We start from the raw sequence: 12,069 nt of genomic DNA on the forward strand, positions 1-12,069 counted from the left end.
AAGTCCGGTGGTTATGGCAGAGAGGTCACACCTGTTCCCATGCCGAACACAGCAGTTAAGCTCTCTAGCGCCGATGGTAGTTGGGGTTCTTCCCCAGCGAGAGTAGGACGCCGCCGGGCAATTTAAAAGAACATCGCAATACTGCGATGTTCTTTTTGTATATAAAGGTATTGAATTGTAATTAGAAATTAGTAATGAGTAAAGTGAGTGATTACATATCGTGAAAGAAAAGAGGTTCAAAAGGATAGGTATTATATGTATTATAGTTTGTGCAATGTTGTGGTTGCCTAATATACTTTTTCAAGTTGCTAGTCCATGGTGGTTACTCACTTTTGTAATAGCTCCTATTGGTATTTTATTTTCAGGAATAGCTAAAAATAAATGGTTAGTTATTTTAAACACGCTCATGCTGTTGAGTTTTTTTATTCTTATGTTCATTGGTTATTTGTTGAACTCAATAATTTAAGATTTACATTGAGTAAGGTCGATATTTTCTTGAAGGGTGGTTCTATTAAAATCGGTCATGGTTAGATAAAGTGTCCGACACCATAGAAGTGAAGTCACGATAAGTGAGTTGACTATTAGAGGAAGTTTATTACAGAATTTAGAAACATATGATACACTAAGATTAACTCAATTTGCTATATAAACTCTGATCCTTATTCAATTAAAGGAGAAGTATAGTTTAAAACGGGAAAGGGTGGATATTGTGTCTAAACTCGTAAAAACAATGTTGTCTTGGATTATATTATTTCCAATATTGACGACTAGTCTTTTAATAGTCATAGATTATTTCATGGGTATACCCATTGAATTAACCTCATACTCCCCCTATTTATTAGGTTTTGCAGTGGGTGGAATGTTTAGTGGTCTTCTTATGTATTACATACAAGGATTAAATGAAAAATGATATATCTCATTTTAAGGAAAGATTTCGTTAGCAGAATAAGACATGATGACTAATCATAACTTCCGCATTTTGGAAGTTATGATTTTTTTACTTTATATCATCAGTAAACTTTAATATAGCGTAAAGGATCGTAGATTAATTGCTAATATGATTTATAAATGCGCGCAAGGTCTTAGAATATAATTCAGTTTGTTCTAAATGAACTAAATGTGAAGCAAACGGGATAATTGAGTTGTGAACGTCTTCTTTTTGTTTAGGATATAACCAAACGCCTTGAGTTTCTCTTTCATTTCCTTCGTCAACGATATATAAAATAGGCTGATTAATCTCTTTTATATTCTTTATGCAAAATCATTTTAACAGCTTCCTAATTAATCTATACGTCGATTGTCATTTGTATCGGACAATGATCACTACCGTATATGTGGTCATCGACTTGGAAATGTTTTAATTGCTCAACAATGGAGTCAGATATGAGAAAATAATCGATTCTCCAGCCAATATTACGTTCTCTCACGGTTTTCATATAAGACCACCAAGTAAATAGGTCATCGCGCTCTGGATAGTAATGTCTTAATACGTCTGTAAACCCATTATGAAGTAAACGTGTCATTTTGCTACGTTCTTCGTCTGTAAATCCAGAGTTCCCAATATTTGATCGATCATTTTTCACATCTAGTGGTTGATGGGCGACATTTAAATCACCACAAATAATCACGGGCTTTATCCCATTAAGTTGTTGGACATAATGCAAGAAAGCATCTTCCCATTCAAGCCGTTCTGATAAACGCTCTAATGATCGTTTTGAGTTCGGTGTATAGACATTGATTAAATAAACGTTTTCAAATTCTAATCCTAGAACACGCCCTTCAGAATTCGCTGCTGGATGAAAATCACCATTAAATGAGCGAATGGGTGTGTGTTTGGTGAAAATAGCTGTGCCCGAGTACCCTTTACGTTCTGCATAGTTCCAATAACATTCGTAATCATGTAGTGGTAATTCGATTTGCCCTGATTGTAATTTAATTTCTTGTACGGCAACGATGTCTGGATCTTCAGATTCGATATAATCTAAGAATCCTTTTCTGACAGCAGCTCTTAAGCCGTTGACATTCCATGATATGATTTTCATTTGTATTTCTCCTCTATTTCTCTTCTAATGCACGATAAGCAGCGTTTATTCCTGCGACCTGTCCAGTTGAAAAGGCAGCTGTTATATTAAATCCACCTGTATAACCATGAATGTCTAAAATTTCCCCGCAGAAGAATAGGCGATCCATGATTTTAGAAGCCATTTGATTCGGAATAATTTCTTTTAATGAAACGCCACCACCAGTGATGAACGCCTTTTCGATTGATAAGGTTCCGTTCACTTCAAAAGTGAAGTGTTTCATGAAATGTGCTAATTCCAACACTTTTTTCTTCTCAAGATGGTGATAGGTTGTGTATTCGTCTAGATCAATCTGTTCTAACATATAGGAGAGAACGCGTTCTTGTAAAAAAGGCTTCCATACGTGTTTAATTGATTTATTTGGCGAACTTTCTGATGCGTCCATCAATTGTTTAACAAGTTGATCCTTATTTATATCAGGAAAACAATCAACCGAAACCGTGATTTCGTTTACGTTATGGCGTTTTAAGGCTTTGACGACATATTGGCTTAATCTAAGGGCTGCTGGGCCCGATATACCTTCATGGGTGAATAGAACATCCCAACGATGTGTTTTGATCGGTTTTCCGTTAGGTTTTAAGGCTGTAATGGCGACATCTCGTAATGAAATACCTTGTAATGTCTTCGCCTTAATAAAAGGCGCATTCGATGTCATAGGCACTTCAGTTGGATATAATTCAGTAATGGTATGGCCAGCCTTTTTCGCCCATGCATAGCCCTGTCCTTCACTTCCTGTGTGAGGGACCGATTTACCGCCAACAGCAATCACAACAGATGTCGTTTCGATTTTCTCCCCATTGTCTAAAATGATGGTATGACTTGACTCGCCATAATGAACAGCCTCAACTTTCGTTTGCAATCGGGTATCAATACTGTAGACATCGATTTGTTCAACGAGCTTATTTACTACGGTCATGGCTTTATCATTAACTGGAAACATTCGGCCTTTATCTTCTTCTTTCAACTCAACGCCTAATGATTCGAAATAATCGATGATTGAATAGTTATTAAAATGGCTAAAAGCACTGTATAAGAATTTCCCGTTACCAGGGATATGTTCGATTAATTCTTTATCAGGTAAGACATTCGTGACATTACAACGACCTCCACCACTAATGGCTAACTTTCGACCAAGTTTTTTACCTTTTTCGATTAGCAAGGTGCTAGCGCCATTTTGCCCAGCTGTGATCGCTGCCATTAATCCAGATGGCCCACCACCTATTACGACGACATCATATTTCAACAGATTTCATACCCTTCTACTCATTAATTTGTTTACACTTTATGATAAAATAATAACATGAATCAGACTAATTATTGCAGGTGAAAATATGTCCCAATCAAATATATTAAAAGGCACCATGATGTTGACGGGCGCCAATTACTTATCGAAAATACTCGGATTATTGTATGTCATTCCGTTCTTTGCTTTAGTTAGCGAATCTGGCGGAGCCTTATATTCATACGCCTATAATCCCTATCAGATCTTTTTAACAATTTCATCACTCGGCGTCCCTATGGCGATGTCGAAATTTGTTGCTAAATATAACGCCTTAGAAGATTATCGAACAAAGCAAGCCGTGTTTAAATCGGGCTTATGGTTTATGGCGGTAACAGGTGTTGTCACGTTCTTAATAATGTTCTTTACTGCTGACTGGCTTGCACAACTGTTCGTCCCCGAAAGCGGAGACTTTTCAAACTCAACAGACGATGTTGCTTTTGTAATCAAGATGGTAAGTATCGCCTTGATTGTTGTGGCACCGATGAGCTTAGTACGTGGTTATTTCCAAGGCCATGCGTCAATGGGACCTAGTGCGATCTCAATGGTAGCAGAACAAATTGTTCGGATTGGCTTTTTATTAGCGGCTGCGTTTGTTGTATTAAAGGTGTTTGAAGGTACGATTACGTTAGCTGTTGGACTAGCTGCATTTGCTGCGTTTATTGGAGCGATTGCCTCGAGTGCAATCTTAATCTATATTTACCGTAAACGTCGTCCAGAAATTCTCCGTGAAGTTGAACAAACGAACGTATCAGAATCACCAGATAAACGTGATTTATATCAGGAATTATTATCTTATGCTGGGCCTTTCATTTTAGTCGGAATCGCAACGCCGTTATATCAAATGGTCGATCAATTGACGTTCAACCGTGCGATGGCGAGTGTTGGTATGGCTGATGTATCTGAATCGATGTTATCAGTCATTATTGTTTACGGTCATAAGTTAGTTATCATTCCAGTCACACTTTCGATTGGGTTAGCCATGGCTTTATTGCCATCGATTACAGAGGCATTTACGAAAGGTGATGCGACCACTTATCGTCGGTACATCAGTCAGGCCTTATTGATTGTCATGCTATTTATTTTCCCAGCAGCAATCGGGCTTTCCATTTTAGCTGATGAGGCATACGGCACGCTCTATGCCATTGATGAGGCGAATAAATATGCTGGTTCCATCTTAGCCGTTTATGCCCCTGTGTCACTATTCTTTGCACTATTTACAGTCAGTGCTTCGATGTTACAAGGTGTAAATCGTCAAAACTTCACGTTATTAAGTTTAGCAGTCGGATTAATTATAAAGATTGCTTTGAATGTCCCAATGATTACGATGTTTGAAGCAGAGGGAGCTGTTATGGCGACAGGTTTAGGCGTGTTAACAGCCGGTTTATTAAATTTAACCGTCTTATACCGCACGACTCATTTTGAATTAAAGCCTTTATTCAAAAAGTCATTGTTAATCGTGATCTTAACAGTGATCATGGCCTTGGTTGTGATCATCACGCGTTATCTCGTTGGACTACCCTTTTCAGGTGACATTTCAAAACTTCAAGTCATTGTTCAACTGTTCACATCCGTCATCATTGGTGGTTATGTCTATCTATGGTTAGCATATAAAACAACATTATTAGAACGATTAATGGGTGACCGTGTTCATCGATTGAAGAAAATCTTTATTTAGGAGATTATGATTATGCGTTTAGATAAATTATTAGCAAATGAAGGATTTGGGACGCGAAAAGACGTCAAAAAGATCATTAAAAAAGGCAGTGTCACGATTGATGAGCAAGTAGTCAAAGACGTATCTTACCATGTCGATCCAACGCAATCTGACGTTATTGTTGATGGGATTGAGATAGACTATAGGGAATTTGTTTACCTTATGTTGAACAAACCTCAAGGCGTTATATCCGCAACAGAAGATGATCGTCATGAATGTGTAACAGACTTATTAGATTTAGAATATGACAAATTCAATCTGTTCCCGGTTGGGCGTCTTGATAAAGACACTGAAGGTTTATTGCTCTTAACGAATGATGGCCAATTAGCACATCGATTAACATCGCCGAAGCATAAAGTGAATAAATTATATGAGGCGGTCATTGACCAGTTGGTTACGGATGAAGATATCCAAGCATTTCGTGAAGGCGTTGAATTAGAAGACGGCTATGTGACAAAACCAGCTGAATTAACTGTTCAACATAATTTGGAAGAAGAATCTGAAGTTCTTATCACGATTACAGAAGGTAAATTTCATCAAATTAAGCGAATGTTTGAAGCGAGAGGTAAGCAAGTTCAGTTTTTAAAGCGATTGCAGATGGGACCACTAAAACTCGACGAATCACTTGAATTAGGGGAAGCTAGAGAATTAACCGAAGATGAACTTAACCAATTATTGAATTAATAAGGATGGTTTGATGAGTCATTATTTTATCGGAATTAAAGTACCTCACGAGATTGGTCAAAAGTTAGTTCAAACTCAACAGGAACTTCAACCACATGTCAGTTATAAAAACTGGGTTCATCAAGATGATTTTCATGTCACGCTTAAATTTCTTGGTCATGTCGATGAAACATTAATTCCGACATTAAAAGAAGATCTTAGGCAGATTGAGTTGTCTAATCCGATTGATCTTGATATCAATAAGACAAGCTACTTTGGAAAACCAACACAACCTCGCGTGCTATTCGCTGAAGTGGTCTTTAATAAGGCTTTAGAATCGTTAAAAAACGAAGTCGAATATGTCATGATGCAATACGGATTTCCAAAGGAGAACAGACCATTTAAACCACATATTACTTTGGCCAAAAAGTGGCGGGACCATACTGTCGAATGTGACTCAAATTTATTAGAGCATACGTTCAATTCATCATTAAGCTTTCAAGCGAATGCGTTTCAATTGTTTCAAATTCATCCATCAGATGAGCCTAAATATCAAGTGATAGACCAATTTTAATTTGTAGAGATAGGTGACGTATAATGGCACAGTTAATCAAATTACAAGACTATGTATCTCGATATGAACAAGATATATTTCGCTATCCAGGTCAGTTTATCCGATTAAAAAAAGAAAACTATGATGGAATCAAACAACAGTGGCTTGAACAGAAAGAACAAGATCAAATAAGTCCTGTTGTTGAAGAAGAGGAAGTCGATAAGAAGAAAGGTTTTTTTAAGAAATGGTTTAAAAGAGAAGAGGAAGATGACCAGTTTGAAACTGTTGATCAATCCATTTCACAACTACCTGATGATGAAGACGATTTAAAACGAGATTTCCTAGATCGCATTTTTCAATTTCAATTAAAATGGGCTTCAAGCACATTACAAGAAGTGTCTTTTCTTGATCGTCTATACGAATCAGATGATCAACTAAAATACTTTCTTATGCGTTTTCCTGATACATTTTTATTATTCTATCAACCTATATTTAAATTGAATAAAGCTCTGCTAGAAGGCGATATTATCATGGTGACGCCTACATCAATTCAATGTATTTACTGGTTGGATACTGATCATGAAAGTGCGGTCTATGAAGCGGTGGATCAACGAAAATGGAAGAAGAGAATCAATGGTGAGGAGAAGGCTATTGTTAACCCTAACATTGCATTAAAGCGAATGGAGGGAGCAATCCGCAGTATTTTAAACCATCATGAGATTGATTATACGATTGAAAAAATTGTGTTATCTCAAAATGGTGTGATCCAATACAACCATTCTCCTTATCAAACGCATTATATTGATGAGTCAACTTATGAAACATGGTTTAACAATCAACGAACGAGTTCCACCCCTTTAAAACACCAGCAACTAAAAGTCGCAGGTGCTTTATTAGAGCATACTCAAACAACTTCAATCAATCGACCGGAATGGGAAGATGTTGAAGAGGATTTCTAAGCATATTCATGAATGATATTTGCAGATGGTTTGCCGAGATAAAAGCCTTGGGCTAGATGAATGCCCCTGGCTTGCAACCATTTCAACTCATCATCTGTTTCAATCCCTTCAGCCAATGTAGTTAAAGCAAGTTGATCGGCAATATCAATCGCTCGGTCGATAAAATCTTGGTTTTCCTTGTTAATATGACAATCGCGAACATAGGCACGGTCAATTTTAATAATGTCAGTGTTTAATTGATTCAAAACGTGAAGATTATTATAGCCACTTCCCACATCATCTAAGGCAACCCTCATACCAGATTGTTTGTACTGTGTTAATATATTTTCTAAATGTGACATATCATCAATGTATTCTGTTTCAACCACTTCAAAGACTAACTCATTTTTCGGTACATTAAACTCATCGATTGCTTGAAATGTATGTTTTAGACAAAATTCTGGATTGTAGATTGATGAAGGTAAAAAGTTGATAAATAAATAGTAGCCAGGTCCAATTCTATCTGCTTTAGTTTGAATAGCTAATCGACGGGCACGCTGATCTAAGTAAGAATGCAGGCCGGCATTTTGAGCAAACTGAAATAATTTCCCAGGATTAACGATGTTTTGATGAATTCGTAAAAGTGACTCATAACCATAAAGTTCTTCAGATTGTAAATGATAGATTGGTTGTAGATGAGCTTCGAAAGCTTCCTGTTCAATTAATTCGACGAGTTCTGGATTAGAAATTCGATGATAAAGATGTTGAATCGTTAAATGAATAGGGTGCTGATCTACATCACGACCGTAGATGCGAATCCAGTCGTTTTCAGACACAGAATCTATTAAAGGAGATAGTAACTCGATTACTTGTTCATGGTTTTTGAAACGTATTTGAAGAAATGCCCCGTTATAGTCTGAGCTTAAAGATGGATGATTAACTAATTGTTGGTAAGCGTTGGTCTCTTGATGGACAAAGATAAAACCTTCTTTAGGTAATGGTGAGATTGTTCCACAAAAATGACATAGCATTAAAATTTCCGCTCCAATTTGTATGTATTAAGGGGGATTGTGATGTATCGATGGATCGTTAATCCAATAGCTGGTAATCACCATGCAAGTCATGTTGTAAAACAATTTTTGGAAAAGAGACCAGACCTAAAGGACCAATGTTTTATTAATTATACGAAATACGAAGGACATGCGCAACAATTAGCATCAGAAATCATAGGTCAAAATACTGATATGTTAATCGTGGTTGGTGGTGACGGGACTTTACAAGAAGTACTCAACGGTTTTACAGATGTCCAGAATGTTCCAATCGCTTTCATTCCTACTGGAACAGGTAATGACTTCGCACGAGGCATAGGAATTACTAAACGACCGTTGGCTCAATTAAACAAAGTGTTTTCAGAGTGTGATGTGATTAGAATGCATCTAGGATTGATGAAAACGGAAAGTGACCTGATTCGATTTACAACTAGTGTAGGTGTTGGCTTAGATGCTGATGTTGCTTCGGTGATCAATGAACAAAGGTTTAGTCAAACTCTTTCAAGTCGTTTTAAGTACACTTCAATCTACCTTAGAACGTTGTTAAAACAAATTATTTTTGGAAAAACTAAAAATTTGTCTTTAAATGTAGATGGTAGTTGTATTAGAATGAATAATACATGGCTCGTAACGATTAGTATACTTCCTTACTTCGGTGGAGGACTAAAAATCGCGCCAGATGCGGACTGGTCAAAGAATGATTTAATAATCACAACAGTTGAACCAATTAATCGTTGGTTACTATTAGGATTACTTTCGACATTATTCTTTGCAAAGCATACGCGATTAAAGTCTGTCCATACATACCACGCAAGTGCTGTCACTTTAGATGGTGAAGCTTTATTAACCTATCAAGTAGATGGCTCAACAGGACGGGCAAAACGGATTGAAATTGGTAGAGAAATACATTTCACAACATTTCTACGATAGTTTTACCAATAATCCTCTTGAAAACTTCCTTTCTATTAAGTTATTCTGTTTAAGTCTGACTTTTTAATTATAATATGGACGACACGTCATTTAAGAGTAGGTGAATGTAGCATGGAACAACATGTTCTTGGCTCTGACTGGCTAATTAGCCCTGCTGGAGGTACCTCAGGTGAGGCGTATTTAGCAGAAAATAGTCAAAATCAGAAGTTATTTCTAAAACGTAATTCATCACCATTCCTAGCTATTTTGTCAGCAGAAGGTATTGTTCCTAAGCTGGTATGGACAAAACGGTTGGCCGATGGGGATGTAATCACTGCCCAAAAATGGTTAGAAGGACGCGTTTTATCTAAAGTTGAAATGCAACAAGACACGGTCGTTCAACTCATGAGCAAAATTCATCACTCCTCTGAAATCTTACATTTATTTATGCGTATGGGTAAAAAACCTTTAGAACCATGGCATTTTCTTGTTCAGTTGCAGGAAAAAGCTCGATCGTTGTCGTCAGTAGATAAATTGTTTATGAAACGTGTGACTCAATTCTTATCGAATCATGTTCATCATGTCGAAAACCAACGCAAGGTTGTATGTCATGCTGATGTTAATCATGAGAATTGGTTATTAGGTGAAGATCACCATTTATACTTAATAGATTGGGATAATGCGGTATTAGCTGACCCAGCAATGGATTTAAGCATGATGCTCTATCAATATATTCCACGTTCGAACTGGGAAACATGGTTAGATCAATACGGCCTTGCTCTTGATCAATCATTATTAGCTCGCATTCAATGGTATCGTGTCGCGCAATCATTGTCCTATTATTTATGGCACCTAGAGCAAAATGATTACCCTGAAAGCGAAAAATGGAAAAAACAATTATTAAATGAACAATCTTTATTTATAGATCATTAAAATATAGTCTATATCCTTGTTTTACAACTTGGATATAGATTTTTTTATTGTATAATAGAACTAGTTTAAATGAATGGAGTAAAAGGATAGGTGTGAACAATGAGATTAAGAAATAAACCATGGGCAGAAGACTATATTCATAATCATTCTCATATAGTTGAGCTAAATCCCTATGAACGAAAAGGGCAATGGCAAGAATTATTTGATCATCAACAACCGCTAGCATTAGAAATCGGTACAGGTAAAGGACGTTTTATTGATGGCATGGCTAGACAACATCCTGAAATGAACTTCATTGGTATTGAACGGGATAAGAATGTTATTGTAAGCGCAATCGATAAATTGAATGACCCTGATGTTCATAATGCACAGTTAATTCACGAAAATGCGAAAGATTTGAGAGATATGTTCAGTGAGAATGAAGTAGACTATTTATACTTAAATTTTTCAGATCCTTGGCCAAAAACCCGTCATGAAAAGCGTCGGTTAACTTATTATACTTTCTTAGAACAATACCAGAATGTTTTAAAAGATGATGGCTTAATCATTATGAAGACGGATAATCGTCAGTTATTTGAGTATAGTTTAGTGAGTTTTTCACAGTTCGGTATGACGCTTCAAGAAGTTTCGCTTGATTTACATGCGAATGATGATGGGACTAATATTATGACAGAATATGAAGAGAAGTTCTCTGAAAAAGGTCAAGTGATTTATCGTTGTAAAGCATCCTTCACAAATAATACAGATCTTAAATGAGGTGACAGTATGGAATCGATGACGATTGGACGAGCTCAACTGACATGGTTAAACGGTGGTGTAACCCATATGGATGGAGGCGCCATGTTCGGAGTTGTTCCTTATCCGCTATGGACGAAGAAGTATCCACCTAATGATAAGCAGCAAATCGAGCTTAGATGTGACCCGATTTTATTACAAGTCGATGGCTATAATATGTTGATTGAGTCAGGGATTGGTTTTGGTAAGCTGAATGATAAATTAAAACGTAATTTCGGTGTACTCGAAGAATCGAAAGTGTTATCTTCTCTAGCTCAGTTGAATCTCTCAGCTGAATCTATTGATACGATTTTAATGACGCATCTTCATTTTGATCATGCGAGTGGATTAACGTATCGCGATGAACAGGGTGAACTTCAGTCGACTTTTCCTAATGCGAAAATTATCACTTCACAAGTTGAGTGGGATGAAATGAGAGAGCCGAATATGCGGTCTAAAAATACATATTGGCAAGAAAATTGGGAGCCGATTCAACATCAAGTCCAACCATTTGCGGGACGATATGAAGTGTTGCCTGGTCTTACTATGACTCACACGAGTGGTCATAGTCATGGACATAGTGTTATTCATTATAGTGATGACCTAGATAGCTTTATTCATATGGCTGACTTAATGCCGACACATGCTCATCAAAATCCTTTGTGGGTCTTAGCTTATGACGATCATCCTGTTACAAGTGTTCATGAAAAACAGGCGCTTTTAAATGAAGCGTATGAAACGAATCGTTGGTTTGTGTTTTATCATGATGCGTATTACCGCGCACTCCGTTTCGATGAGAATCAATCGATTTCAGACTATGTAGAACGAGAACGTTATGAATATGAATGATGATCAATTTTGAAATTAGCTTTGTTAAAGTCCGTTGATGAATTGTGATCCGCTCTCGGTGGACGCTTTCCGTGGGCACGGCTCGAGCCTCCTCGGAAGAAAACCGCTTCCTGCGGGGTCTCGAGACTCGTGCTATTCCCACAGGAGTCGCCACCTTCGCTCCTCACAATTCAACAACTCAGTGCTACATCATTTGAAAATAAACACTATACTTTAAAAGAGCTTTATTATATTCATTTGTCAAATTAAGCGAGACAACATACTGTCATCGACGTGATCCATGAAACACTCAATAGGCGTTCTATAATTCAAGGATTTCCTTGG

The 12,069-nt window shown here is 37.1% G+C and carries 11 protein-coding genes and 1 rRNA gene; 9 read left to right on the forward strand and 3 right to left on the reverse strand.

Going from position 1 to position 12,069, the window contains the following annotated elements; genetic code table 11:
• Positions 1–3 precede the first annotated feature (3 nt).
• Positions 4–119, forward strand: a 5S ribosomal RNA gene (gene rrf, locus FHR85_RS14090).
• Positions 120–1,286: 1,167 nt separating this feature from the next.
• On the opposite strand, the gene FHR85_RS14095 is transcribed toward rrf, so the two are convergent.
• Positions 1,287–2,042, reverse strand: a complete 756-nt coding sequence (locus tag FHR85_RS14095) for an exodeoxyribonuclease III (protein ID WP_167264371.1) — start codon at positions 2,040–2,042, stop codon at positions 1,287–1,289.
• Between the two features lie 13 nt (positions 2,043–2,055).
• Entirely contained in the window at positions 2,056–3,324 is a 1,269-nt protein-coding gene (locus tag FHR85_RS14100) for a BaiN/RdsA family NAD(P)/FAD-dependent oxidoreductase (RefSeq protein WP_167264373.1), read from the reverse strand.
• A gap of 88 nt (positions 3,325–3,412) precedes the next feature.
• Here FHR85_RS14100 and FHR85_RS14105 point away from each other — a divergent pair, with 88 nt between their 5' ends.
• From FHR85_RS14105 to FHR85_RS14120, 4 genes are read left to right on the forward strand one after another with little or no spacing between them, the layout of a single operon-like run.
• Entirely contained in the window at positions 3,413–5,038 is a 1,626-nt protein-coding gene (locus FHR85_RS14105) for a putative polysaccharide biosynthesis protein (RefSeq protein ID WP_167264375.1), read from the forward strand.
• Between the two features lie 12 nt (positions 5,039–5,050).
• Positions 5,051–5,761 (forward strand): pseudouridine synthase, encoded by a 711-nt coding sequence (locus FHR85_RS14110; protein ID WP_167264377.1) that lies wholly within the window; start codon positions 5,051–5,053, stop codon positions 5,759–5,761.
• A 13-nt stretch (positions 5,762–5,774) separates the two neighbouring features.
• Positions 5,775–6,314, forward strand: coding sequence for an RNA 2',3'-cyclic phosphodiesterase (thpR, locus tag FHR85_RS14115; RefSeq protein WP_167264379.1), 540 nt, complete (start codon positions 5,775–5,777; stop codon positions 6,312–6,314).
• A 23-nt stretch (positions 6,315–6,337) separates the two neighbouring features.
• Positions 6,338–7,252, forward strand: coding sequence for an NERD domain-containing protein (locus FHR85_RS14120; RefSeq protein WP_167264381.1), 915 nt, complete (start codon positions 6,338–6,340; stop codon positions 7,250–7,252).
• On the opposite strand, the gene FHR85_RS14125 is transcribed toward FHR85_RS14120, so the two are convergent.
• Complete coding sequence (locus FHR85_RS14125; protein WP_167264383.1) at positions 7,249–8,262, reverse strand: EAL domain-containing protein; 1,014 nt, start codon at positions 8,260–8,262, stop codon at positions 7,249–7,251. The genes FHR85_RS14120 and FHR85_RS14125 overlap by 4 nt on opposite strands.
• A gap of 42 nt (positions 8,263–8,304) precedes the next feature.
• On the opposite strand from FHR85_RS14125, the gene FHR85_RS14130 reads away from it, so the two are divergent.
• From FHR85_RS14130 to FHR85_RS14145, 4 genes are all read left to right on the forward strand, one after another.
• The gene (locus FHR85_RS14130) at positions 8,305–9,210 is read left to right on the forward strand and encodes a diacylglycerol/lipid kinase family protein (RefSeq protein WP_167264385.1); all 906 of its coding nucleotides are present in this window, start codon (positions 8,305–8,307) and stop codon (positions 9,208–9,210) included.
• A 111-nt stretch (positions 9,211–9,321) separates the two neighbouring features.
• The gene (locus tag FHR85_RS14135) at positions 9,322–10,122 is read left to right on the forward strand and encodes a phosphotransferase family protein (protein ID WP_167264387.1); all 801 of its coding nucleotides are present in this window, start codon (positions 9,322–9,324) and stop codon (positions 10,120–10,122) included.
• A 99-nt stretch (positions 10,123–10,221) separates the two neighbouring features.
• Complete coding sequence (trmB, locus tag FHR85_RS14140) at positions 10,222–10,878, forward strand: tRNA (guanosine(46)-N7)-methyltransferase TrmB (protein ID WP_167264389.1); 657 nt, start codon at positions 10,222–10,224, stop codon at positions 10,876–10,878.
• A 9-nt stretch (positions 10,879–10,887) separates the two neighbouring features.
• Complete coding sequence (locus FHR85_RS14145; RefSeq protein WP_167264391.1) at positions 10,888–11,745, forward strand: YtnP family quorum-quenching lactonase; 858 nt, start codon at positions 10,888–10,890, stop codon at positions 11,743–11,745.
• Positions 11,746–12,069: the final 324 nt, after the last annotated feature.

Source organism: Alkalibacillus almallahensis, assembly GCF_011761495.1.
GTDB lineage: Bacteria > Bacillota > Bacilli > Bacillales > Alkalibacillaceae > Alkalibacillus > Alkalibacillus almallahensis.